This is a genomic window from Streptosporangium sp. NPDC050148, assembly GCF_055586505.1.
The window spans coordinates 120,733-145,026 of the sequence record NZ_JBVJIA010000023.1; the positions used below are offsets into that span (position 1 = coordinate 120,733).

At 62.8% G+C, this 24,294-nt stretch carries 23 protein-coding genes and 1 pseudogene; 5 read left to right on the forward strand and 19 right to left on the reverse strand.

Annotation, left to right across the window (positions count from 1 at the left end; all coding sequences use genetic code 11):
* The coding region (locus ACZ6RT_RS25360; RefSeq protein ID WP_470156552.1) for a hypothetical protein at nucleotides 1–1,461 on the forward strand (1,461 nt) is incomplete at its 5' end.
* Between the two features lie 586 nt (nucleotides 1,462–2,047).
* Here ACZ6RT_RS25360 and ACZ6RT_RS25365 read toward each other — a convergent pair.
* The 8 genes from ACZ6RT_RS25365 to ACZ6RT_RS25400 form a co-directional block, all read right to left on the reverse strand.
* Nucleotides 2,048–2,599: a hypothetical protein gene (locus ACZ6RT_RS25365; RefSeq protein ID WP_470156554.1), complete on the reverse strand. Its 552-nt coding sequence runs from the start codon at nucleotides 2,597–2,599 to the stop codon at nucleotides 2,048–2,050.
* Between the two features lie 426 nt (nucleotides 2,600–3,025).
* Nucleotides 3,026–4,267 carry a site-specific integrase gene (locus ACZ6RT_RS25370; protein ID WP_470156556.1) on the reverse strand — a complete coding sequence of 414 codons (1,242 nt, stop codon included), beginning with the start codon at nucleotides 4,265–4,267 and terminating at the stop codon, nucleotides 3,026–3,028.
* Nucleotides 4,267–4,452, reverse strand: a complete 186-nt coding sequence (locus tag ACZ6RT_RS25375; RefSeq protein WP_470156557.1) for a helix-turn-helix domain-containing protein — start codon at nucleotides 4,450–4,452, stop codon at nucleotides 4,267–4,269. Before ACZ6RT_RS25375 ends, ACZ6RT_RS25370 begins: the two co-directional genes overlap by 1 nt.
* Nucleotides 4,449–5,831: a replication initiator gene (locus ACZ6RT_RS25380; RefSeq protein WP_470156589.1), complete on the reverse strand. Its 1,383-nt coding sequence runs from the start codon at nucleotides 5,829–5,831 to the stop codon at nucleotides 4,449–4,451. Before ACZ6RT_RS25380 ends, ACZ6RT_RS25375 begins: the two co-directional genes overlap by 4 nt.
* 113 nt (nucleotides 5,832–5,944) lie before the next feature.
* Nucleotides 5,945–6,106 carry a hypothetical protein gene (locus tag ACZ6RT_RS25385; RefSeq protein ID WP_470156558.1) on the reverse strand — a complete coding sequence of 54 codons (162 nt, stop codon included), beginning with the start codon at nucleotides 6,104–6,106 and terminating at the stop codon, nucleotides 5,945–5,947.
* Nucleotides 6,107–6,175: 69 nt separating this feature from the next.
* Nucleotides 6,176–6,856 carry a DUF2637 domain-containing protein gene (locus ACZ6RT_RS25390; RefSeq protein ID WP_470156560.1) on the reverse strand — a complete coding sequence of 227 codons (681 nt, stop codon included), beginning with the start codon at nucleotides 6,854–6,856 and terminating at the stop codon, nucleotides 6,176–6,178.
* A 31-nt stretch (nucleotides 6,857–6,887) separates the two neighbouring features.
* Entirely contained in the window at nucleotides 6,888–8,252 is a 1,365-nt protein-coding gene (locus ACZ6RT_RS25395) for an FtsK/SpoIIIE domain-containing protein (protein WP_470156562.1), read from the reverse strand.
* Nucleotides 8,242–8,586, reverse strand: coding sequence for an SCO3933 family regulatory protein (locus ACZ6RT_RS25400; protein ID WP_362806054.1), 345 nt, complete (start codon nucleotides 8,584–8,586; stop codon nucleotides 8,242–8,244). Before ACZ6RT_RS25400 ends, ACZ6RT_RS25395 begins: the two co-directional genes overlap by 11 nt.
* Before the next feature lie 130 nt (nucleotides 8,587–8,716).
* On the opposite strand from ACZ6RT_RS25400, the gene ACZ6RT_RS25405 reads away from it, so the two are divergent.
* Nucleotides 8,717–9,052, forward strand: coding sequence for a winged helix-turn-helix domain-containing protein (locus ACZ6RT_RS25405; RefSeq protein ID WP_470156565.1), 336 nt, complete (start codon nucleotides 8,717–8,719; stop codon nucleotides 9,050–9,052).
* A 31-nt stretch (nucleotides 9,053–9,083) separates the two neighbouring features.
* On the opposite strand, the gene ACZ6RT_RS25410 is transcribed toward ACZ6RT_RS25405, so the two are convergent.
* Together ACZ6RT_RS25410 and ACZ6RT_RS25415 are read right to left on the reverse strand one after the other, a co-directional pair.
* Nucleotides 9,084–9,260 (reverse strand): hypothetical protein, encoded by a 177-nt coding sequence (locus tag ACZ6RT_RS25410; protein ID WP_470156567.1) that lies wholly within the window; start codon nucleotides 9,258–9,260, stop codon nucleotides 9,084–9,086.
* The gene (locus ACZ6RT_RS25415; RefSeq protein WP_470156568.1) at nucleotides 9,257–9,472 is read right to left on the reverse strand and encodes a hypothetical protein; all 216 of its coding nucleotides are present in this window, start codon (nucleotides 9,470–9,472) and stop codon (nucleotides 9,257–9,259) included. The genes ACZ6RT_RS25410 and ACZ6RT_RS25415 overlap by 4 nt, the downstream gene beginning before the upstream one ends.
* Before the next feature lie 151 nt (nucleotides 9,473–9,623).
* Between ACZ6RT_RS25415 and ACZ6RT_RS25420 the strand changes: the two genes are divergently transcribed.
* Both ACZ6RT_RS25420 and ACZ6RT_RS25425 read left to right on the forward strand, forming a co-directional pair.
* A complete protein-coding gene (locus ACZ6RT_RS25420) occupies nucleotides 9,624–10,361 on the forward strand; it encodes an XRE family transcriptional regulator (RefSeq protein ID WP_470156569.1) in 738 nt (245 codons plus the stop codon).
* 2 nt (nucleotides 10,362–10,363) lie between these two features.
* Nucleotides 10,364–10,840, forward strand: a complete 477-nt coding sequence (locus ACZ6RT_RS25425; protein ID WP_470156571.1) for an NUDIX hydrolase — start codon at nucleotides 10,364–10,366, stop codon at nucleotides 10,838–10,840.
* Here ACZ6RT_RS25425 and ACZ6RT_RS25430 read toward each other — a convergent pair.
* From ACZ6RT_RS25430 to ACZ6RT_RS25440, 3 genes are all read right to left on the reverse strand, one after another.
* Nucleotides 10,823–11,374, reverse strand: a complete 552-nt coding sequence (locus tag ACZ6RT_RS25430) for an HD domain-containing protein (protein WP_470156573.1) — start codon at nucleotides 11,372–11,374, stop codon at nucleotides 10,823–10,825. The two genes, ACZ6RT_RS25425 and ACZ6RT_RS25430, sit on opposite strands and share 18 nt — an antisense overlap.
* 66 nt (nucleotides 11,375–11,440) lie before the next feature.
* Entirely contained in the window at nucleotides 11,441–11,914 is a 474-nt protein-coding gene (locus ACZ6RT_RS25435) for a GntR family transcriptional regulator (protein ID WP_470156575.1), read from the reverse strand.
* An 11-nt stretch (nucleotides 11,915–11,925) separates the two neighbouring features.
* Nucleotides 11,926–12,270, reverse strand: a complete 345-nt coding sequence (locus ACZ6RT_RS25440) for a hypothetical protein (RefSeq protein WP_362850375.1) — start codon at nucleotides 12,268–12,270, stop codon at nucleotides 11,926–11,928.
* A gap of 173 nt (nucleotides 12,271–12,443) precedes the next feature.
* Between ACZ6RT_RS25440 and ACZ6RT_RS25445 the strand changes: the two genes are divergently transcribed.
* A complete protein-coding gene (locus tag ACZ6RT_RS25445; protein WP_470156577.1) occupies nucleotides 12,444–13,178 on the forward strand; it encodes an XRE family transcriptional regulator in 735 nt (244 codons plus the stop codon).
* A 145-nt stretch (nucleotides 13,179–13,323) separates the two neighbouring features.
* On the opposite strand, the gene ACZ6RT_RS25450 is transcribed toward ACZ6RT_RS25445, so the two are convergent.
* From ACZ6RT_RS25450 to ACZ6RT_RS25475, 6 genes and pseudogenes are all read right to left on the reverse strand, one after another.
* Complete coding sequence (locus ACZ6RT_RS25450) at nucleotides 13,324–13,539, reverse strand: hypothetical protein (protein ID WP_470156579.1); 216 nt, start codon at nucleotides 13,537–13,539, stop codon at nucleotides 13,324–13,326.
* Nucleotides 13,536–13,877 (reverse strand): hypothetical protein, encoded by a 342-nt coding sequence (locus ACZ6RT_RS25455; RefSeq protein ID WP_470156581.1) that lies wholly within the window; start codon nucleotides 13,875–13,877, stop codon nucleotides 13,536–13,538. The genes ACZ6RT_RS25450 and ACZ6RT_RS25455 overlap by 4 nt, the downstream gene beginning before the upstream one ends.
* Nucleotides 13,878–13,880: 3 nt before the next feature.
* Nucleotides 13,881–21,836 carry a LamG-like jellyroll fold domain-containing protein gene (locus tag ACZ6RT_RS25460; protein ID WP_470156583.1) on the reverse strand — a complete coding sequence of 2,652 codons (7,956 nt, stop codon included), beginning with the start codon at nucleotides 21,834–21,836 and terminating at the stop codon, nucleotides 13,881–13,883.
* Between the two features lie 881 nt (nucleotides 21,837–22,717).
* A complete protein-coding gene (locus ACZ6RT_RS25465; RefSeq protein WP_470156585.1) occupies nucleotides 22,718–23,134 on the reverse strand; it encodes a tyrosine-type recombinase/integrase in 417 nt (138 codons plus the stop codon).
* A gap of 629 nt (nucleotides 23,135–23,763) precedes the next feature.
* Nucleotides 23,764–24,063: a VOC family protein gene (locus tag ACZ6RT_RS25470; protein ID WP_470156587.1), complete on the reverse strand. Its 300-nt coding sequence runs from the start codon at nucleotides 24,061–24,063 to the stop codon at nucleotides 23,764–23,766.
* Nucleotides 24,064–24,132: 69 nt separating this feature from the next.
* Nucleotides 24,133–24,294, reverse strand: a pseudogene (locus tag ACZ6RT_RS25475) (IS256 family transposase); the annotation flags it as partial.

Genomic DNA, 24,294 nt, shown 5'->3' on the forward strand with positions numbered 1-24,294 from the left:
GCGGAGGCGGGGCGGCGGGGTGAGGCGCTGGAGACCAGCCAAGAAGCCGTCACCCTCTACCGGGAACTGGCCGGCCTCAACCGCGACGCCTACCTGCCTGACCTCGCCAGGTCGGTCAGCAACCACGCCAGTCACCTGGCGGAGGCGGGGCGGCGGGGTGAGGCGCTGGAGATCAGCCAAGAAGCCGTCACCCTGCGCCGGGAGTTGGTAGGCCTCAACCGCGACGCCTATTTGCCTAACCTCGCCACATCGGTCAGCAATCACGCCAGTCACCTGGCGGAGGCGGGGCGGCGGGGTGAGGCGCTGGAGACCAGCGAGGAAGCCGTCACCCTCTACCGGGAACTGGTAGGCCTCAACCGTGATGCCTACCTGCCTGACCTCGCCAGGTCGGTCAGCAATCACGCCATCCGTCTGGCGGAGGCGGGGCGGCGGGGTGAGGCGCTGGAGACCAGCCAAGAAGCCGTCACCCTGCGCCGGGAACTGGCCGGCCTCAACCGCGACGCCTACCTGCCCAACCTCGCTGCATCGGTCAGCAACCACGCCACCGACCTGGCGGAGGCGGGGCGGCGGGGTGAGGCGCTGGAGACCAGCCAAGAAGCCGTCACCCTGCGCCGGGAACTGGCCGGCCTCAACCGCGATGCCTACCTGCCTGACCTTGCCGCATCGGTCAGCAATCACGCCATCCGTCTGGCGGAGGCGGGGCGGCGGGGTGAGGCGCTGGAGACCAGCCAAGAAGCCGTCACCCTCTACCGGGAACTGGTAGGCCTCAACCGTGATGCCTACCTGCCTGACCTTGCCGCATCGGTCAGCAATCACGCCATCCGTCTGGCGGAGGCGGGGCGGCGGGGTGAGGCGCTGGAGACCAGCCAAGAAGCCGTCACCCTCTACCGGGAACTGGTAGGCCTCAACCGTGATGCCTACCTGCCTGACCTTGCCGCATCGGTCAGCAATCACGCCATCCGTCTGGCGGAGGCGGGGCGGCGGGGTGAGGCGCTGGAGACCAGCCAAGAAGCCGTCAGCCTGCGCCGGGAACTGGTAGGCCTCAACCGCGATGCCTACCTGCCTGACCTCGCCATGTCGGTTAACAATCACGCCAGTCACCTGGCGCAGGCGGGGCGGCGGGGTGAGGCGCTGGAGACCAGCCAAGAAGCCGTCACCCTCTACCGGGAACTGGCCGGCCTCAACCGTGATGCCTACCTGCCTAACCTCGCCACATCGGTCAACAACCACGCCGTCCGTCTGGCGGAGGCGGGGCGGCGGGGTGAGGCGCTGGAGACCAGCCAAGAAGCCGTCACCCTGCGCCGGGAGGTGTACAAGTGGGTCCCAGATCGATATCGCGGTGATCTAGCAGGCGCACTTGAACTACATGCGTTTCTCCTAGACGAAGGAGATCAGGCAGACGCTGCTGTCCTCCTGCGAGTAGAGGCGACGCGGCTTCGCTCGGTGGACGTGGGTAATTGAGCTAACGAGTTGCCGATACCGAGTTGTAGTTCAGTACATGATCGTTCAGGGTAGACCACGGATTGCCTCTGACCTGCATTGACCTTTGCGGAACGGTCTAAAGTTGATCTTTCAATCCGTTGGCCCAGGGTAGAGGTGAGTGTAATCATGATCCTGGATATCTACGGGATGGTTACTGAGATAGTGGCGGGTTCCCAGGGCAACAGATCAGGTCACGGGCCCCTCAGGTTGCTAATCGGTGACCCGCTGTAAAACCGTCGACGCTCCAACCCCGGGAGCCAACTTGGGAGCCAACTTGGGAGCCAACGGGCCGTACGATCCCGGACCGAGCTGGACTGATTTGAACAGGTGGCTTGTTCGCGACCTGCGTGGCGAACTAGTGCGAACGCCTTTGGAGATCGTTTGGGGACCTACGGATCAGAAGGTTGGGGTTTCGAGTACCTCCGGCCGCACAGCAGGTCAAAGGCCCTCCGGGATCATCCCGGAGGGCCTTTCCGTACCCGTACAGCAGCGTTGTACAGCAACGCAGCCGCACACAGACGGTCTCCTCCGCGGCTCGTGCCTTCCGAGCCGCCGGCCGCTCTGCTCAGACGCCGCCGAAGCCCTCCTGTAGACGGCGAACCCAGTCCGCAGGGAAGACTCGCTCAAGCCGCTCCTTGCTGGTCGCCAGCAGACCCTCTTTCGCCAAGGGAAGCAGGGCGCCGTCCTGGACGGCCTTGTGTTTCTCGGGTGCCGGGCAGATCAGTACGGCGAGGATCCGGCATGCCCATTGAATCTCCGAGGTTCCGGTAGTTTTGATCATCTCCTCAATGGGCTCCCAAGCAGCTCGCACGACGAGGCGCACCAGTGCCTCCAGGAAGGGCTTACGACCCTCAGCTTCGCGAGACTGCATGATGATCGTCGTCACGTACTCCGGTATTCGGTCCATGGCTTTTTCGAACCTCTTTATGGCATCGGCCATGGCCACGAGAAGATCACACCAGAGGTGATCATTGATTCGTTTTCTGGCCTCTCGTGGGTTGCTGCCACCGAATCCCTTGTCCAACTCCGTAATTACGGACTTGACGAGGATGTCGCCGACTTCCTGGATGTGTTCGATGGTTTTTGGATTTTCGGACAACCAGTCAGCAAGATCCACTTTTGCGGTGTCCGTGGCAGCCTGTCTCGCCTTGGAGGGCTTTGGCCGCCCCTTGGGAGGTAGAGCTTGCACCCATCTGGAGTCGCACCGCTCTCTCGCCTCTTGACGGCGAACAGGGGATGAATCGCGGGCTAGGTCGAGGCTGTGGGACCAGCCATGCTGTACCCCGCCACACGCACATTTGCAAGAGTGTCCTTCGGCACTTTCGCAATTTTTCGGGTGCACTATACGCTCTCCGATTCGTTCGACGTGACAGCGACCGGGCGACCAATTGGAAGCTTTATTTCTTTTAAATCACGAACTATGAATTGCGAAATGATTGCAGTGGCCAGGTCTGCCTGTCTGTTCAGACATGAGAAGACGTCGTGCACGCTAAAAGGCCCTTTGGGGTGATCCCTAAGGGCCTTTGGGGTAATGCAAAATCGATTATGTCTCGTTTGAGAAGTCGAGACTTTGGTTAAGTCGATCAAGCGCCTTACGGGTTTCGGGGTTGGGGACTTGTGTGTAAACGTCCATGGTCATCGAGATCTGCGAGTGGCGCAGGATGCGCATCGCCACCCGGGGATGAACGTCGAGGGCGGCCAGGAGCGATGCGCAGGTGTGCCGGGTGTCGTGGACGCGGATGCGTGGGACACCCGCCTTGCGGCATTGAATCTCGAAAGATCGGTTGAAGTTGCGTGGCTCGATCGGTGTGCCGTTCCTCGTGGTGAAGACGAGATCGGAGTCCTTCCACTTCGCTCCGGCCGCCTTGCGGGCTTCCTCCTGAGCTCGCTGGCGGTGTCTGAGTGCGGTGATGCACAGGCCGAGCAGCGGAAGCGATGCGGTGGAGTCGTCGGTCTTGGTCGTCTCGCGATGGAGGAGTTTTCCCCTGACGCGGTTGAGCTGTCGAGAGATCCACACTTGTTCTCCACCGAGGTCGACGCAGTCCCAGGCAAGCCCGAGCACCTCGCCCCGCCGTAGGCCCAGAACGAGGATCAGCACGTAGGCCGCGTAGAGCGGGTCATCCTCCGCCCGCAGGTGTTCAAGAAACCTCCGGGCCTCATCGACATCCCATGCCACGTGCTGACGCTTCTTCTTGGTCTTGCTCGGGTTGGGCAGGGTGGTCAACGCCGCGACGTTCTTGGAGATCAGCTCTTCCCGGATGGCGTTGCCGAGCGCGGAACGTAGAACACGGCGAATCCCCGCGATCGTGCTCCGGGACGGATACCCCTTGCAGCACTTTCCGATGGCGCAGCATCGCCGCTTGGCCTCCGCCCGCCGGTGATCCTTCTTCTGGTCACAGCAGGTGCAGAGGGTGACCAGCGCGTTCAGCCACGTCTGCACCTCGCGGACCGTGAGCTTGTCGAGCCGCTTCTTGCCCAGGCCGGGGACGATGTAGAGCCGCACCAGCGGCTCGTAGGCCACGTAGGTTGTCGGCTCAAGGTTGGGCTCGACCACCTCGGCGAGCCAGCGCGTCAGGTAGGCGGCGAGCGTGGGGTGCTTGGTCGGCACCGGCCCCTTGCTCGCCATCTCGTGGAGCTTGAGCCACTTCTCGTGAGTCTCCTCCCGGGTCTTGCCGTAGGCCCATTTCCGGGTCTTCTTGCCTTCTGGGGTGACGACCCAGACGTAGCCGGCCCAACCATCCTTGTACGGGAAGACCGAGCCCTCACCGTTCGAGCGCTTGCCCATCAGGCGGCCTCCTCGCAGAGCCGGGTTACGTAGTCGTTGAATGCGGACTCCGGAATGCGGCGGCACCGCTCGCCGACCATGACGGAGTCGAGTTCTCCGGAGCGGATGAGCTTGTAGAGGGTCCACCGGCTGACCTTGAGCTTGGCCATCACCTCGGGAACCGTGAGCATGTCGTCGCTTCTCATCGGCCATCACCCCCGCCGCTCGTCATCGAGGCGGGTAAGGCGGTGCCGGTCAGGGCGGCGGCGAGGAGGGCGTCACCGAGTGAGTGGCCCTTTCCGGCGTACTCCCATTCGGCGATGACGAAGACGGTGTCCTCGTCGAAGAGGGGCAGCCGGCCGGTGGTGATCTCCTTGTCGCGGGCGTAGGCGGTGCGGTCGGCTCGGATGTCGCCGAGGGTGGTGGAGTAGTGGCGGGAGCGGGTGGAGAAGTGGCCGCGGAATCCGAGCATGTGGGCCCATTGGGTCAGCCGGAGGTCGGCCAGTTCGTCGAGGGCGCCGAGGCGCTGGCACTCGGCAATGAGGCGGCGGGGGTGTTCGCGGAGGTTGAAGGCGGCCAGGTCGTCGAGGGGGTTGATGCGCCGGTCCAGGGTGCCGACGCACTCGGCGGCCTTGGTGGCGTACTTGGCGATGTAGCCCGCTACGGCCTGGTCGGTGAGGTCGCCGCCCAGGGTGATCGGGCGGGTGTCGATCTGCTCGCCCCAGTGCAGCACGCGGGCGGGTGCGTCGAGGAGGGCCGGAGCAGTGACCGAGACAGCGGTGGCGGCATGTCGTACGGCGTCGGTCAGGGTGTCGGTGGTGGCCCAGGCCGGGGGCGGGGAGGTGGGTCCGCCGGGGCCGTCGAGGCGAATGACGGCGTGGAAGTGGACGACGCCGCGTCGCTGGTACTCGGCGACCTTGGCGAAGGAGACGGTGGCCTGCTCGCGCAGTTCCCGCAGGGTCAGACCGGCGGTTTTGGCGACGCGGCGGCGCAGGGCGTCGGTGAAGTACCGCCACAATTGCGGGGCCAGAGCGTTGAATAGCACCGAGCCCTCGTAGTCGTAGCAGTCCGGGCATAGCGGTTCGCCGAGGCAGGTCTCATCGGCGCGGTGCCGGGCGGTGCAGGACATGATCCGACCGTGCAGGCAGGTGGGTGCGTCACGGCGAGCATGACAGGGCAGCGCTTTGCCGTTCTTCTCCCGGCGGGTGTGAACGGTGCCGAAGGAAGGGGCGGTGAGGGTGACGAACAGGCAGGGATGTGCGGTGACGGTTTCGGGGACGCCCTTGCCGCCGGCCAGGCCCGCGCGGATGAGCTGGTAGGTGTCGGCACGGTAGGTCTCGGCGCAGGCCGGGCAGCGGGAGGCGCGGCGGGTCTTGCAGGGGACGCGAAGGATGCCGTCGGGTTCGGTGCGGGTGCTGTAGCGGTGGAGCAGTTCGCCAGTGGACCGGTCGATGTGGTCGACGCGGCCACGCAGGTGGATCGGCTGACGGCAGCCGTTCGTTGCACGGACCTGGGCGGCCCAGCGGGTGTAGTCCGGGTCGTGCAGTCGGGTGATCATGCCCCTGATCGCGTGCGGGATGGCCATGGATGCGGGCAAGATGAAGACCTCCTTTCACTCGTTGGGGTGCGAAGGGGATGGCCCCCGACCTGGCAGGCGTCTTGGCGGATGTACGGCCAGGCCGGGGGCGCCGACGACTCTCAGCAGAAACCGAGACCGTCGCAGTAGGAGCAGGTGTCGCCGTAGGAGTCGAGGCCACCGCCGCCACACAGGCAGCGCCAGCGGTGCGGCGTGGCTGGCGAGAACGGTTCCCGCTCGCGGACGGGCTGGGTGGTCGCTTCCGGGCGGGTGTCAGGTGGCATCGGCGGCTTCCAGGAAGGCGGCCAGGTCGCGCAGGTCGTTGATCACGGCGGGTCGGCGCTCGGAGTCGGTCATCGTGGTTCTCCTTGTCTCTGCGCGGGTTCGGTGACGGTGTGGAGGCTGCGGAGCAAGTCGGTGGCGAGTTGGTCGGAGACGCCCAGACGGGCGCGAAGCGTGTCGGCGGTGATGGGCCGGCCGTGCTGGGCGTGGTGTTCGGTGGCCACGCGGCGGGCGAAGGTGACCAACGCCGGGGACGGTCCGGTTGAGTCGTCGGGGGCAGCATCGGCGGGGGTGAGTTCGGGGATCGGCGGCGCGGGGACCGGTGTGGTGGAGGCGGTAACCGTCATTGCGGACGAGGGGGCGGAGTGGGAGACGGCGGTGCGGCGTTCCAGCATCGAGACCGCGATGAGGAACGCCCCGGCGGGTGTGGCGGCGACCAGCCAGCCCCACACCGATGCTTCGGCCTGGTGCAGGTTGGCCGCCAGGGACAGCAGGACGCCACCGGCCAGCACGAGCGTCGGCCAGGAGATCGGCCTAGAGCGTCGGCGTCCGGTCTTGGCGTCGCGCTGGCGTTCACGGGCAGCCATGACGCAGGTGAGGTCGACGCAGACGGCCACGGCCCAGGCCATCCAGCCGTCTTGGCCGTGCTGGGTGGCGGTGTCGTGGATATGGGTGAACGATCCGGCACCCGCAATGGCGGCCAGGATGAGGACCGGCCCGGAGTCGAGCAGGTAGCGGGCGAGGTGTCGCATCGTGTCCCCCTTTCTGATCGGGTCGGTCGCTTCAGGCGTCGAGAAGTTCGGTCAGGTCGAGCTCGCTCGTGGCCGCGTCGTGGATGCCGGAGGTGATGTCGACCCAGGCCGGGGTGAGATCGGCGTACATACGGGCGGCGTGTTCGGCGGCCTGCTCGGAGACGTAGAAGGAGCGGGCGCGGTACCACTGGCCGTCCTGTGAGGCGACGATGGCCACACCGGGGGTCTCGGCGGGGATCGCGCGGGCGGAGACCAGCGCGGCGGGGTCGAGGTCGCCGAGGGTCATGGTCGCTGTCTCCGGGTCGTTGACCCGGTGGCAGATGCGGCCCGAGCACTGAGCGCGCAGGGCGGTGACGCCGGGTCCGAGGTCGGAGCCGATGCGCTGGCCGCAGCAGAACAGGTAGATTCCGAAGGCCCGCCCGAGCTGGGCCACGCGGAGCAGCGCGGTTGAGGTCTTGGCGATCTCGTCTTTCTCGCTCTTGTCGGCCATCAGGTACAGCTCGGCGAGCTCGTCGACCAGGACCACGATGGGGATCGGCCGTACGCCGGGTGGGAGTTGCCAGATGTTGCGGGCGCCTGCCGCACGGCACAGGCCCATCCGGTCGATCATCAGTCCCACCAGGTCATCGAGCAGGCCGACCGACTCGGCGCGGGAGGTGGCCAGCGCCGACAGGCGCGCGGCGTAGGGGGTGAACTCCACGCCGCCTTTGAGGTCGAAGCCGACCAGCGCCACCGGCTGCGGGGCCAGGCCGACGATCAGGGCATTGGCGAGGTTGGATTTCCCGGACTGGGTCGCTCCTGCGTTGAGCCAGTGCGGCACGGTGCGAAAGTCGATCTCCCAGGGCTTGCCGGTCTCCAGCCGTCCCACGGTGACCTTGAGCAGTCCGGAGGAGGGTGGCAGGTCGGCGACTCGGACGAGAGGGTCGCGCATGGTCGTGGCCAGGACGACCCGTCCAGGGCGGGGTGAGGAGACGCGAACGGCATGGACCCGCCAGGAGTGGGCGAGTCGTTCGGCGGCCTTGGTGTAGTCCTCGGGGATCTGGCCTTCCAGCAGGTGGAGGGTGACGCGCCAGCCGTGCCGGGTGGGCAGGGGCAGCCACATCCATGGTTTGGTGTCGACGGCGATGCGCTGGAAGCGGCGGCGGACCTTGACCAGGCCGGTGGAGGCGACCGCGCCGGGGGCGAGGGTGAACCACCAGCGCTGGCGCTTCTTGGTCAGACCGCAGCCTAGGGCGACCTTGCGCCAGGTGGCCCGAACGCCGATGGCCGTTATCGGGTAGCCGGCCACCAGCCAGAAGGAGCGGTAGTGCCAGCGCCGCCAGGCCCACAGTCCGGCCACCACGACGGCCAGGACAACGCTGGCGTCGAGGAGCGTGAGCAGCAGGTCATCGCGCAAGAGTGCTCACCTCCATGGGGAGGATCGAGGCGGCGCGGTAGCTGATGCCCCAGCGGACTTCGCCGTTGCGGGTCTGCTCCCAGACGAAGCCGACCAGGTCGACGGGGTGGACGGGCATGCCGAGGGTGACGGGCGGTTCGCCGGAGGTGTTGACGCGGATCAGCTCGATGCGGCCGGTCGCGTCGATGGCCGACATGGCGACTTCGTAGACGGGGTTGCCGCTCTTGTCGGTCTTGATCTCGCCGGTGTCCTTGTTGACCAGGCGGGGGCGGGGTGCGGCGACGCAGACGAACTGCAGTTTGGCGGTGTCGACGGGGATGGGGATGTTGCGCATGGTGTGTGACCTCCTATTCGACGTAGCCAACATAGTTAACCTAGTTGACTCGGTTGTCAACGTTCTCATGGTTGGCTTGGTTGCGCGTCTGTGCTGAACTAGGAGCAAGCAGACGGCGGAAGAGGGATGGATGGTCAAGAACACCGGGCGGCCCGGCTACCTGCAGATCGCCGACGATCTGCGCGAGCAGATCCGCGCCGGCGCCCTGGCCCCCGGAGCCCCGCTGCCGTCCACCACCCAGCTCGCCGAGCGCTACGAAGCCTCGTTGAGCGTGGTGAAACTCGCCGTCGGCGTCCTGCGCAACGAGGGCCTGGTGATCGGCCAGCAGGGCAAGGGCGTCTTCGTCCGGGAGGGCGCCGCGCCGGCGCCGGCCCCGTCGGATGAGCTGACCGAGATCCGCGCCACCCTGCATGACCTGTCGGAACGGCTCGCCCGGGTCGAGTCGGCGCTGAACAACCGCCCGTAGGCGTCCTGTACGGTCACCTGCGGATTCACGGTCATCCGCGGACGTGGCAGCCGGTCACCCGCCGCGCCAGGACCGCCGAACGGGTCGGCGCGGCCGTACGCAGGCTCATGCACCGGTCCTCCTGGCGCATCCCGACCAGAACGAGCGTGTAACCGACGACCACGACGGCCGTGAGCACCAGGGCGACGATGAGAGGGATCGCGCTCACGTCCAGATCACCCCCGCCTCCACGGTGCCGCGCGGGTAGCCGGCCGGGCGCCGGCCCTCGCCGCGCCGCCTGTTCGCCTTACGTCGCTTGGCCTGCCGCCGCAGCCAGCGCGCCGAGGCGTGGCACTTCCGGCAGAGCGTCTGCCCCTCCTCCACGGCCGCGCCGCAGGCGCAGACCGGTCCCTCCTCCAGCGAGGCCATCAGGTCGATCATGGTCGCGTCTCCCTTCGTCGAGTCGGTGTCGTGCGGTGTGACACCGAGAATCCGCCCGAAGGGTGGGACGAGATCACTACAGGACGGGACATGTTCGGGACGTCCGGTCTACGATGTCCAGGTCCCCGGACGTCCCTGACGGGCAGGTGAGATGGCGAACGAGCGGCTGCGCGCGGCGCTGTTGGCGAAGGGTATGAGCGTCGCCGTACTGGCCGAGGCCATCGCGGTTGACCCCAAGACCGTCGAGCGGTGGATCACCAAGGGACGCGAGCCGTACCGGAAACACCGATTCGCCGTGGCGTCGCTGCTGGGTACGGACGAGACCTACCTGTGGCCGCAGGCCCTCAGTCAAGAGCAGGTCGTGGCGGCGTCCGAGAGCGAGATCATCAATGTGTACCCGCATCGGTGGACGATGCCCCGGGGCGCGTGGGAGGGCCTGTTCCGCGGCGCGACAGAAAAGATCGACATCCTGGTGTACGTCGGGATGTTCCTTGCCGAGGACGCCGGGCTGATCCGGCTTCTCGCCGAGAGGGGCAGGTCCGGGGCCCGGCTTCGCGTCCTGCTCGGCGACCCGGAATCCAAGGAAGTGATCCGTCGTAGCGCCGATGAGGGCATCGGCAAGGACGCGATCTCAGCGAAGATCCGAAGCGTGCTCTCCCTGTACGCGCCGTTGCGCGAGGTGGCCGAGTTCCGGATGCACGGCACGACGCTCTACAACTCGATCTTCCGGGCGGACGACCAGGTTCTCGTGAACACGCACGTGTACGGCGAGGTGGCCTCCAACGCCCCCGTGCTGCACCTGCGACGGGTGGCCGGCGGGGACATGGTGACCACGTACCTGGACAGTTTCGACAAGATATGGAACGAAGCCCGCCCGGTAGAGTGGTGATCATGTCTCGGCGGATCGACTACCACGACGACCCCGGTGCCCCCACGCCCAACAGCATGGTTCCGTCCGTGAACGCGGTGGTCACCAACGACGCCGGCGACATCTTGATGATCCACCGCACCGACAACGACAACTGGGCACTCCCCGGGGGTGCGATCGATCTGGGCGAGTCGGTCCCGCAGGCCGCGGTACGCGAGACGGCGGAGGAGACCGGGATCACGTGCGAGATCACCGGAATGGTCGGGATCTACACCGACCCCCGGCACGTGATCCTCTACACGTCCAACGGCGAGGCCCGGCAGGAGTTCTCCATCGTGCTCACAGCACGTGCCGTCGGGGGATCGCCGACGACGAGCAGCGAGTCACGCGAAGTGCGATGGGTTCCGCGCGAGGACGTCCTGTCCCTCCCGATGGACCGGGCGATGCGGATGCGGATCGAGCACTATCTGAAGGGCGCCGACCTACCGCACATCGGCTAGCGCCGCTTCAACGGAGGCGACCGCGGCCAGAAGCAACGGCTCGTTGATGCCGATGACACGGGTCACCAGGTCGCCGGGACCGTAACGGGCACGGATCTCCGCCAGGCGCTCATGCACGGTGAACCGCTCGCCGTTCGGGCCGGTGGTGATGTCACAGTAGATGAGCGCTTCGGCCAGCTCGGGCTGTCCCTCACGGAACTCGGCGGTCAACAGGTCGATCAGACCGCGCTCCCGAGCCTCGTTGACCGCACCCGAGTGGTAGGCCACCAGGCCGCACAACGTGTCGTCGGCCCGCTGAACGTCTCGTAGGTAGCGGGCACCGTCGAGCGGATGAAAGCCGGTGTCGACGAGATCGGGTGCGTAACCGATGTCATGCAGCCAGGCCGCGGTGATCAGCAGATCAGCGTGCTCCCCGAGGATCGGCGTCAGCGAGACGGCACGCGCGGCCACCCCTTGCGTGTGCGCCCAGCGGCGTGGCAACGGCTCCCGGAGAAGATGTTCGGCCAGCTCACAAGCCCATTCGGCGTGTTCCATGCGGTTCACGATAAATGCCGACCCCCGGAGGACGACCAGAGCGAGAGCGAGACGTCTCAAGACGTCTCAGAGTTGGGCCGATCGGACGAACCGGCCCTTACCGTGTTCGGCGACGATCAGCCCTTCGCGCTCCAGCTCGGCCAGGGCATGACGGACGGTGTTGCGCGAGGCCCGATGCCGACGGCGCAGCGCATGCTCGCTGGGCAGTGTGGCGCCGACGGGAAACGCGCCTGCTCGGATCTGTTCACGCAAGGCGCGGGCGATCACCTGATAGCGGTAGGTCGCCTGCAGATCTGGGGCGTCCCCTCTCACGACACGTCCTTTGCCGGGCAGGGTGACGATCAAGCCTTCGTCCTCCAGGACCGCCAGTCCGCGGCGGGCCGTGGATCGGGCGATGCGGAACTGACCGACGAGGGCCATCTCTGAGGGCAGGACGCTGCCCGGCGGGTATGCGCCCGTGGTGATCTGATCGCGGAGCCAATCGGCGAGCAGGTGGTAGACCCGCCCGCCGGTCAGCCATCTGTTTTCGCTGTGGGACATCGTCGCCGAGCTCAAGAACGATAAGCGTTGACGATCTGACCCAGATCCAGGCCGAGCTCTCCCTGCTCGCCGTCGCGCCAGCCGGCCTGGGCCGCCTCAGCGATCCGATCGGCGGCGGGGAACAGCTTCAGGCACGAGACCCGCTCGTCGTGCTGATCGCCCCAGTAGAACCACAGGAACGGCAGATGGACGTAGACACGGCGAGGGCGGAATGTGCTGTCGGTGACGTCCAGACACGGTCGATCCTTGCTGTCGGTGATCAGGACCGCGATGATCTCCCGGTTGATCAACTCGTTGCGGAGTGCGGTGAGCAACTCGACCTGATAGGCGTACTGGTTCTCTTTCACGGTGCTCATGGATGAAGGACTCCCATCGGACGGTGAGGGCGGAGCCCCGGGTGGGCGGGGCTCCATGCCGACGAGCTTCGCTGTCCGGTAGGGACTCGGGCACCGCAAGTTAGGGACGTCTAGGGACGTCTTATGTTAGCGTCGCAAGCACCGGCCCTCCTGCTGCGGAAGGTGCGTCCCCGATGAACGAAAACCTCCGGCACGCCTTGATCCGGGCGCGACTGCAGCCCATCGACATCGCCGCCCGCCTGGCGGTCGACCCCAAAACCGTCGCCCGCTGGATCAGCGGGCGCATCCCACACCCTCGCCACCGCTTCGCGGTCGCCGATCTCCTCGGAACCCACGAGAACGACCTGTGGCCTGACGTCTCCTACGGCCGACGCCACATCACCGGCGAGATCAAGGCCGTCTATCCCCACCGCTGGGCCGTACCCGCCGAAGTCTGGCGGTCGTTCTTCCAGGCCGCGGAAAAGGAGATCGGCATCCTCGTCTACAGCGGCTTGTTCCTCGCCGAGGACGCGGGCCTTCTTCGCATCCTCACCGAGCGAGCACGGGCAGGGGTACGGGTCCGCATCCTGCTGGGTGACTCCGACAGCCCGCAGGTCGCCGCCCGAGGCGTAGAGGAAGGCACCGGCAGCGACGTCATGGCCGCACGCATCCACAACGCCCTCGCCCTCTACCGTCCCCTCCAGGACATCGAGGGCATCGAGATCCGCCGGCATCGCACCGTGCTCTACAACTCGATCTACCGCGCCGACGACAGCCTGTTGGTCAACCTGCACGTGTACGGCACCCGAGCCTCCGAAGCGCCCGTTATCTACCTGACCCGCACCGAGGCCGACAACGCTGCCCTGACCTACCTCGACAGCTTCGAACGCGTCTGGACCAGCACCGAAACCGCAGGTCAGACGACCTGATGACCTTTCGGCTTCAAGACGAACGTAACTTATCTGTTCGCTTTCAAGGGCGTGCCGCCTGCGACGACCCGCCGCGCGTGGGCGGTCGCTGGCCGCGCTGCGGCTCTTCGGCCGGTCGCGGCCAGCGCCACCCACGCGCTTTCAATCACCAGGCGACGGAACCTATGAGACGAGAAAGCTCTTTGCCGATGTCGTCGTGGTGGCGGCCGGGACGATCGCTCACTTCGGCGTTGACCGTAGCCAACTGGGGCGATCGACTGCCGCGACTCTCCTTCGTCGAGCCTTGCCACCGAATGACGCAAAGTAAATCGGCGTCGGCGGTTTGCCAATGTTGCCCGGGTTTATGATTGAAGTCTTTCACGATAAGGGTTCCGCTTGCTTTTTGGAAAAAATGAACTCTTCAACTACCTCAAACAATAAATCGACGGCGGCCTCTTCTGCTTGGATCGAGAGGTCACCGATAGACTTCTCCCCCTTAAGAATCTCGGGCGCGAGCTGGCCAGCAACGATCACAGACCAATGGAAACTAGAAATGACCCTAAAGCGACTGCATGCCCACTCGTTAAACCCATTAAGAAGTGACCAATTAGTAGCCGCATCGCATCCTGTAATGAATGCTACAGCGGTGATATAGCGATCATCAAGCAAGAAGAGCCTGCGACGCCTTCGCACTTCTCCAAAAAGCTCTAAAAAATTCATTACTTAAAATCCCCAGTTGATTACATCGGCGTATTCGAACTGCGCTTTGTAGTCACTTACGGACATTCCTCCAGACCCTGTTGTGCCATCATAGACACGACCGTCCTTAACCACCACGTAGTGATGAGTCCAGTTGCCATCCTTATTATGCTTCGAGGGCCCCAGAAAGGGGGCACGCCCAGGAGGTGTGACATGGACTATCTTCCCGCCTATGTTTTTTTGAATCAAAAAGGCGCACTCCTTGCAGTTTCCACCTTCTTGCATAGGCCAACCGTTTGCGTCACAACGCGTGTTATGAGTAAGAAGTTCACCACTGCCTACAGTTACGTAATAGGTTGGCGTTTTATCAATTGTCAGGTTGTAAACCTGCTGGCTTTCACGGTGGTATTCATATATAGAGACAACCTTGGAAGAACGCCCTCCAGAATCCCGCAGGTTCATCCCTGCCTTGAGATCCTGAGCAAGAACCCAACGATTTTCTTCATTTACCCAGAACGGATGTTCGCTGGTTGCGGTTACTGTCCCAAGCTCATTAATTTTTTCACCGTTTTGGCTAACGGTAATCCGAATAAGCTTTTTTAGCCCATCTCCAATGATGACTGCGATAACAGATCTGGGTATTGTCTCGCCAGTCTCAGGGTCAGTGGCAAGGACTTTATCTCCAACTTCCACATCTTCAATTGACTTACGAGTCCCATCAGCCATAAGGACTTTAGTTTCAGGAATAAAGCTATTGTTGCACCGTTTGATAAATCCTTTAAGTGAGCCTATGTCGGCGAGACCATGAACAACTTGTTTGACCAAAGCCCCAAAGCTGCGATCCTCCCAAGGCCTCTCAATTAAGCAATCACAGGCAATGGCTCCTGCAGCATTTCCGCTGTGACACACGAGATAGTGGCAGTAATCATTCATGATGGCGTTTGCCGAGCTGAAGCTACCCCCGTGCATCAGAATTTGCTCGGTTACTTCACATACTAGAGTTTTCATCCCGGGACACTTTTTGTCCATCCATTTATTTATTTCCTCAAAGCGCGCCTCCGTGATGGTGGGAGGCTTCTTTTTTGTACATCCAGGCGTTTTATAACAAGTGGTTGTCGCAAGATCCTTCCACGCCTTAGACTCGATTATTTTTTTACATTCTGCCCCGTTCGGATCAGAGTCGCACGGCTTATAAGACATTGCCGCCGCACCGCCAGCGGCTGACAACGCCAGACCTCCGCCCATCTCTACCCAGTAATGAGATATCGCCTTGTCATTCCAGCTATCGCTATACATCTGCTTGACGTTATACATCAGCAGAAATTTCTTTTGTAGCTCCTCTTTTGCGCTCCAAAAACCCTCTTTGAGGCCCGGTGTTGACGGCATTGGCCTACCGTTGGGTAGAATGCCTAGTTCTCTGGCTTCTTTCTCGGTGAAAAATGATGTTCGCGAGTAATCGCCCCAGCGCTCCTCCCACCACATCAACTCTTCGTCACTGGTTCCGGTCCACACAAGGCAGCATGGCTGGTTGGGCCACGAGTAGTACGGTTGCCCCGGGACAACTTCTACTGGCGTAAATTCCCAGCTCGAGGAGGAAGCTTGCCTGTCGAGGTACCTATCCCAGTAGCTGCTCATGTCATAGGACTGCCAGCTGGTGCCGCCACTTGCGCCGCCGTGGGAGCCTGCGCCTTGAATGACTTCATATGAGCTGTGCCCGCTGGGATCGGTATTGGTCATAGGGCCAGCGTTAGCGTAGGTGTAGCGGTTGGCCTGCACCGATGGGTTCGGATCGAGGGTGGTGGTGTCTCGAGAGGTGAAGGCACCAGTACCAGGCTGATACCAACGGGCGTGCATATTAACCTTGCCCGTATCTGGATCGGTGTATTCACCCTGATAGCCCAGCGTGCGCGCGGTACCGGAGCGATGGGTGACTTTCCCGAAAGGATCATAGGCAACCGAGTCGATCAGTGCAGTCCCGGAGAAGGTTCCCACCACATCGTCGTGCAGATCGCTCATCACACCAAGTGCAGGGCCCGCCCCTTCTTGCAGGCTGAGCAGGCCGCCGACCGGATCACGACCATATTTGGCCAGGGTCGCATTGGTTCCATCAGCGATAGTGACAAGGTCATTACTTAGGCCCGAGTAGGTGAAGCGCTGCTGGGTGGCGTCCTTAGTACGCGAGGTCATCCGCCCCAGCGCATCGTAGCCGTAAGTGGCGTCGCCATCAGAAATAAGCCTATCGAAGGCGTCGAAGGCTAGATTACGAGTGATACCGCCAACGCTTTCAGTAGCGGTAGTGCCACGAGGCGTATAAGTATAGTTAATGCCGACACCGGAGGTCAGCCGGTTGCGTTCGTCATATGCGAAAGTTTGGCTACCGGCTTTAGTCCGGTTGCCGGACGCGTCCCATTCGTAGGCGGTGGTTGCGCCGTCCGGGGCGATCCAGGAGGTGAGACGTCCTGCGCGGTCATAACCGTAGGTGTTGTTACCCGCCCCAATGGTGCCAGTGGTGGTTTTAGTGGTGAGATTGTTGTCCTTATCCCATCCGTAAACGATTTTCGACAGCTCAGCACCAGAGCTGTTCTTCAATGCTTGGGCTGTGATCCGGTCAACGGCGTCGTAGTCGTAGGTCTGAGTGTTGACCGGGTTTGAGGAAGTCTTAGTTTTGAGACGATTGGCATTGTCGTAACCGTAAGTCCAGGTACGGCCAGTGACCGGATCACTCACCGTTTTGATCCGATTGGCATTATCCCAGGTGTAATTCGCGGTGCCCGTTGGGTCAACGCGCTGGGTAAGTTTTCCCTCGGAATCATAAGTGTAGGCGGCGACCTGGTTGGTGGCCTTAGACACCGTGGTAAGCAGGTTACGGTCGTTGTACGCGAGGGTGTAATCACCAATCGCGGTCACCCGACCCGCTTGGTCGTAGGTAGTAGTGCGACCGAGAGTGGCTACTGATGCTCCGGTGCCGGTTTCCTCAGTTATCCGGTTGAGATGGTCGAAGGTGCGGTCGATTCGCACTCCGCCCGGCTGCAGGATGGCCACTGCGTTGCCTGCAGCGTCATAGACGCTGGTCCAGGTCCGGTCAGCTACGCCCGGGTAGGTGGCGGTTGCTGGTTCAATGATCGACTCGACCAGACCAAGGGCATTGTAGCTAGTCCATGTCGCGTTGCCGCGGCCGTCTGTGATACGGGTTCGCGCGCCCGTGGCATCGTATCCGAACGTGCTGGTGATCGACGTGCTCGCAGATACGGGCTCGATAAGAGAGATCATACGCCCGGCAGCGTCGAAGGTACGTTGGGTGATGTGGCCTTCACCGGAGGTGGTGCTGATGGGATTATTGGCCGCGTCATAGCCGAAACTAGAAGTGCGGACAACCATGCCGGTGCTAGTGAAGTCCTTGGTGCCGATTTGGCGGCCAGCAAGGTCATATTCGGCCTCAGTAGCATTGTCCAGGGCGTCTGTCACCTTAGCCTGTCGGCCCAGAAGGTCATAGGAAATTTTTGAGACATGCAACAAGGGATCGGTTATTTCCGTTACCTGACCAGCGGCGTTGACGGTGTAGCTGGTGGTTTTATCGCTGGGTCCCGGTTCGACGCGCTTGATGAGGTTGCTTGCAGTGTCGTAAGTCAGGGTGGTGGTGTGTGCGGCAGTGGTAGGAATACGCTCGACCCGTGTGGTGGTGATCGCGCGACCAAGATCGTCGTAGGTGGCCTCGATGCGTGCCCCAGTGGGATCGATGACCGCGAGCTGCTCACCAAGCAGGTCGTATTCAGTCACCCGGACGCCACCCGGCCCGGAGGGACCAGGAGCAGTGACCTTGACAGGGCGTCCTAGCGCATCATAGGTGGTGGAGGTGACGTAGTTGCGCGGGTCGGTGACTGTGGTCTGGCGACCGGCAGCGTCATAGCTGTAGGTGATTGTAGGGGTGATCGAGCTGCCGCCCGACGGGGTATAAGTCGGGGCGACAGTCGAGATCAAGCGGCCGGCCTTATCAAAGGTGGAGGTCGCTATGCGGCCTTCGGCATCAACGGCGTGGGTCTGTGCACCAGTTGTGTTGTAGCCATACTTGACAGTAGGTCGTCCAGTGGTGGCGATGCCATTCTTTTCAATCGTTACCTGTGGGGATTTTTTCTCCACCAATCGTCCGCTGAGGTCATAACGCATCGTAGTGGTGAAGTCCGCAGGCGTGGCACCGGATGCGTTTCCGCGAGGGTCGGTGGTGGCGGTCGGTAGGCCGCGGTCATCGTAGGCGCTGGTGGAAATTAAATCGACTACACCGTTCTCTGCCGTCTGCCGGGTCAGCCGGTTCAGAGCGTTATAAACGTAAGATGTGGATTCGGTACGGGTGGTACCTGCTGCCGTGAAAGTTTTCTTGGTGATGTTACCAGTCGCGTCATACTCAAAGGCGGTTTTCCGCTTCAGGGCTCCAGGATCAAGCGTGGTGGAAGTGACCCGATTAGCAGCGTCATGGACGTAGACGGTGGTAGTTTTACCACCGCCATTGACCTGCTGCGTAAGGTTACCAGCCGGGTCATACTCGTTTGCTTGTAGCACCACATCAGTCGAGGTGGCAGAGCCGTTGAGCCGTACATTGTCACCGATCAGCTTTGCTGGCCGATTGTCCATCCAATAGGTGTGATCGCGTTTACGCCCCATAGCGTTAACTTTGCTGGCCAGGCGACCGCCAGGGTCGTAGGAGGAGGACTCCAGCACCACATCATGGGCAGCCTGCGGGCTGACCGGGCTTCCGGTCCAGTTCTTCAGTGTGGTGGAAGCCGGTTCTCCACGCTTGGTGTAGGCATAAGTATAAATGGTGCCTAGCTGATCAGTTAGTGAAGTACGGGCACCAGTGACGTCCCATGTAGATTTGGTTACCCCTTCTTCAGGGTCAGTGACTGTCGCGCCCCGCCCGAAGGAGTCATAAGTGTAGGTGGTGGTGCGCGCCGCATCACCGCCGGTTAGATCGGCCACTGTTTCGGTCAGTATGTTGCCGTCCGCGTCATAGGTGAGGGTAGCTTTGGCAGTATGAATCACATTAGTGATCTCATTTTTCACCCCAGGTTCGGTGCGGGTAAGCAAGCGACCAAGACCATCGTAGGTGAATGCTGTACTGACTCCACTCGGATGGGCTTGAGAAATCTCGGTGCGCGACAGCATCCGACCCACTGCATCATAGGTGAATGTAGTCTTCAGCCCCAATGGATTGATCTGTTCACCCAAATCGCCAGAGGAGGTATAGCGGTAGATCATCTCGTTGTCTCTGGGATCCTTTACCGACTTCAGCAACCCAGCCGGTGTGGTGCCACCACCGACAGCAGGCTCGGTGCCATCGGTGTAGGTGGAGAGTACTGACCTACCTAAGGGAAAATCCGAGGTAGACGGACTGATTGTTTTCGCTACCTCACCATGGGTTGTGTATTCAGTGACAGTGGTATAGGTAGTGTCGGTGTCAGATGCTGATCGGCCATCACGGTGGACAGTCGCCTTGTCGTTACGCGGATCGAACTCGTTGGCGGTGTTGAGGTAGTACTTCCACCTCTCGATTGCACATTCGTCCGGGGCGCGACAGTACTTTCGGGCGATGAGGTTGTTTCGTTCGTCGAAGTAGACGTCGTTAACAATATTATTGCGGTCGATTAGCTTGGTCAGCGCCCCTGAGAGGTTGTACTCATGCCACGAGGTGTGTCCCAGCTGGTCGATCTCCCCGATGATGCGGTATCCGCGCCAGGCATCGTAGAGATATTTCAACTCTTCATTGCGCGGGTCGGTGACAGTGACGCGGGCGGCACCGTTTTGCGGGTCGTATGACTGCGCGCCGATCTGCCAAGTGCCGCCGTTGCGGTCTACATGGGTTTTGAGCCGGTCGGTGGCGGCATCGTATGTGTTGGTTGCCCATACTCGCCCCGAGGGCAAAGTGACACTAACGAGATTGTGTGCCGCTTCAGTGCGAGCCGCGTGGTGCGCACTGACCTCGGTCGCGGTCAGTGGCTTGTCGTAGATGGCGACCTCGTCGATGAGTCCCTTGAAGGGAAATGCCGCCCGCGGGGTGGGCACCGCTGGAGAAGTGGCCGGGTCGGCGACGCCGTTGCCCACCGTGGCGCTGTTTCGCCACGCGCTCACTGCCGCAGTGAGGGTGCCGACCTGCGCACCGTCCAAGAATAAGGTCTGGTTCTGGCCAGAGACGCTCAACACAACATGATGCCAGGTGTCGTCGTTGACCACACCTGTGGAGGTGATCGGTGCGGTGACCGCAGCCAGTGAGCCGCGCAGCTTTCCGTCAGTGCCGACATACAACATCGGTCCCCATGGGATCCCAGAGGTCTCCTGAGTACCAGCGGCCATCAGCACCCCGGACTGGCTGGTCTTGAACCACACCTCCACCGAGATCTGATCTCCTAAGTGAGGCACCGTGTGAGCGGGAAGCTTCAATGCCGAGCCAGTGGTGAACTCAACTGCGGTGTCGGTACTGCCGGCCAGTGCGCCAGGCTTGGCATAGCTGACCGCCTGATAAGTCGCATCAGCTTGGCCCGCGCCCTGGTCGATGGCCACCGTTCCGGAGCTCTCACCCAGCCGCCAGTAGGCGTACGGGTCAGCATCCAGCACGCCGCTGCGATACTGAGAGCCAGTGCTGTAGCTGTAGTGGGTGCAGTTGGGGACGGCCACTGGCGCGCACACCCCAGTCAGCCGATCGCCGTCGTAGTGGTAGGTCCACGTCAACGGCGCACCGTTCACCGGATCGCTGGAAACCGAGGTGACATGAGCACCGGTCCAGGTGAACGTCAATGACCGACCACCTGCGGCCGTCGCTGTCGCCAGCTTCCCACCCGCGCCGTACGTTAAGTCCACGCCGCGGCCACGGGAATCAGTGACTTCGGTCAACCGCCCCTGAACGTCGAAGGTGTAGGTGGTAGCCGACTTGTCCATGAGCCGCCACGTGCCGCCGATTTCCTCGGCCAAGGTGGCGTACATGCCCGGCGGTGGCTGAAAAACTCCGGCCCCGCTGCTCATAAACCGCACCTGCTGCCCGTCGGGGTAGGTCACTAGCGCCGATACAGTCGTACCCCGCACCTCCTTAGCGATCTTCATGTCCCAGCGAGTTGACCACCCCGCCCCAAAGATCCCATTAGTGCGCGGGTCCATGCTGTTGTAAGAACGCGTCACCGATAACGGTGGCCCTGCGGTGGGAACCGAAAGGTCGGTGGCATTGGTGGTGTAGTTGCCACTTTGCTGGTGAAACTCCTGCTTGCCGACACCAGAGGCAGAGAATTGTGAGGTCGTCACGGGTTGACGCACTCCGGTGACGAAAGTCCGCACCTGTGACAGCGTGCTGAGCGAGGTGGAGGTATCGCTGACGGTGACGGTCCACCAATACTGCTTACTCCACGCCAACTTGCTCGCTGGCACCTTCCAGATGTGCACCCCAGCTGCCAGCGTGCCCGAAGAGGTACAACCCGTTCCGGTCATCGCGTCCTTGTCGCAGATCTTGAACGCATACCGCAGCGAACCGCCCACGACGCTGCGCCCTTGGGCCCGTAGCGTGGGAGTCAGCGAATCCATCAACATCCCGTCGCGAGGAAAAGCGTCCAGCAGCAACGGCTCATCCATCAGCAGTGGGTGCTGCTGAACCGGAGCGGCCAGCTTTTTCATCAGCGGCTCGGCTTGCGCGCTGTTCTCTTGCTGGTCCACGAACCGCTCCTCGACCGGAACCGCACCCGGCGGAGCCTCAATGTCGGATCGCCACTGTCCATCGACCGTCACCGCCGACGTCTCAGTGGTCGCCTCACTGCCAACCAGGGTTGGCAGTCCAGTCGCTGATCCGGTCAGCTGACGGGGTATCAACAGCGGCGCCGGCAATGCAGGCGACACGTTAGCGACGACCAGAGCGGGCAACACTGGGGTTTGCAACAACCCCGGAACCACCGCGAGGAACACCAGACCCGACCAGCGAGCCGTACGCAACGATGACAGTTTCCGGCGCATACGCCGTCACCCTCCGAACAGTCAGCGCGGAAGCAAATGCTCCCGCGTTACCCCAGCCCACGACGGGATCCGGCACGCGACCAGGGTCGGCGGTTCGGAGCGCGCAACAAGCAAACGATCAGAAATTACCCGTAAGGGATCTAGGTGCGCAAGCTGCACATAAGGAACAAATAAGGCCCATAGAAGACAGGTTTTAAAAGTCACTTATGCGCTTTGGGTACGGGTGATTACATTACGTAACGGTCACTTGCGGTCGAAGAGGACGGTATGCCGGTCGTGACCGCCTGCCTGTGGCGCGAGGCCAGCGATGATCGCTGGCGGGCGGGTGAGATCAAGTATCTGGACAGTGAGAGCGATCCTGACGGAGCCGCGCACCTGTTCGGGCTGCTCGTCGATTCATCCGCGGAGGCGTTCCGGCGGCTCGCCGAGGACTACTACGAAATTCCGGTGGACCTCGACGCGGTGCGGCACGCCTACGCCCTGCGTCCGCTACCGCAGGCGGTGGTCACCGCGCTGAACGCCGACCTCACGTTGAAGGATCTTGTCGAAGACCTTGCGGCATCTCGGTATCCGCCTACCGCCGATGAAGAGACCAGAAGACCGCTGCCGATCCTTCCCACCCAAGCGATGAACCCGGTGGCAGCAGCATCGGAGCACACCGAGCTGAGTGCCGTACAGCAGCCGATACAGCAACACCGCCTTGCAAGACCATCCTTCACCGACCCGCAACCGCTACCTGAGCAGGGCGAGACGCTGCTGACGAGGCATCTGCCCTTCCCTACGGATCAGAAGGTTGGGGTTTCGAGTACCTCCGGCCGCACACATGCAAGAAGGCCCCTGAGCAGGCATTACGCCGTCAGGGGCCTTTTTCGTTGTGTCGCTCAGCCGGTCTCTTCGGCGTCTGTGGGAGCCAACCTGGGAGCCAAAGGCGCGGACCTGCCCAGCAGAGCCCCGGAGATCGCCGCAGACGCCGCCCGCTTGTCCCCCTCCATCAGATGCCCGTAGACATCCTTGGTGATCGCGATGCTCGCATGCCCGAGGACGTCGGAGACGACGTGCAGCGGTGTGCCCTGGGCGAGCATGGGCGAGGCCCCGGAGTGCCGCAGCTCGTGCGGGTGCCAGTGACCGAGGCCGGCCTTCTGCGCCAGCTTCGAGAACAGGTGGGAGAAGGTGTCGGGGTCGGACGGATTGCCGAGCATCGAAGGGAAGATCAGCCCGTGCTCGGTCCACTCCTCTCCGGCCCGGAGACGTTCCGCGCCGGGGGTGCGGTTCTTGATCCGTTTCACCGCGTACGCCACACGCAGGGTCCTGGCCTCCGGGTCGAAGCCGCTTCACATCAGCCCGAGAGCCTCACCGCGGCGAAGGCCGAAGACGAGCGCCAGGAGGACGAGCGCTCCCGTTCGATGCTTCGCGACCTCGTCAAGGCGACGGCGCTCAGCGCCGTCGCATGGATCGAAGCTCTGTGGATTCCGCACACCGATCCTCGTGCGCGTACCTCGGAAGGGCGCCTACGCGGCATGGGCCTTTCTGGTCAACGTCATGAGTCGATGATCGCACGTCGAGAAGACGACCTCCTGATCTGGCCCCGCTGGTCTACTACCCTCACGATCGCCTGGCGGTGGCTGATCTTTCTACAGGGCTGGGGGCGATCGACGGTCCGGGACTTCGTACCTCAGTCCCAGCCCACCGAGCATCAGGGCGATGAAGGAGCAGATGTTCCCGTGCCCGTTGCGTGCCCGTCAGTAGAGGGAGCAAGAGAAACTTACGGAGAATCACGGATACTCGAAGCACTCCCTCGCAGGTCAGCGCTTCCCGACCCGTCCTCGCCCTCGTCATCCTGGCCGCTGATGTTCCCTGGCTATCGCTTCATGATCGTCTGCCTGCACCCGCACGGCACCTCGCCGTGCCTCCACCGACCCGTGGCCGGTCAGCCGTTCGGGATGTCGTGTTTCCTTAGCGGGGATCCGTCGCCGACAAGCCACAGATGGCCGAACGGGTCGATGAAGCCGCCCTGCCGGTGAACGCCCCATGGCGCCTCGTGGTCGCGAATCTCGTCAACGCTGCCGTCCGCTCCGGCCGCAACGGCGCGCTCGATGAAGCTGTCGGGATCATTCACGAAGACCTCGACGCGTACCGTTCGGGAGCCGAGGGCGGCAGGGGTGTCCCACTTGTTGTTCGCAGGTTCACCGAGAAAGAACGGGGCACCCTCGATGGCCAGTCCCACCACGCCGCCGATGTTCCACAGCTCGTCGGCCGGGTCTGTCTAGTTAACGGTGTATCTCGGTTTTGATTGGTTCTATCGGGAGGTCGGGGTCAGACGACCTTCGAAGGTGATCGCGAAGGCGTTTAGGGCGGCCTTCCACCGGGTGATCCAGCGTTTGCGGCCCTTGCCGGTCGGGTCCAGGCTCGTGATCGCCATGTAGACGCACTTGAGCGCGGCCTGCTCGTTCGGGAAGTG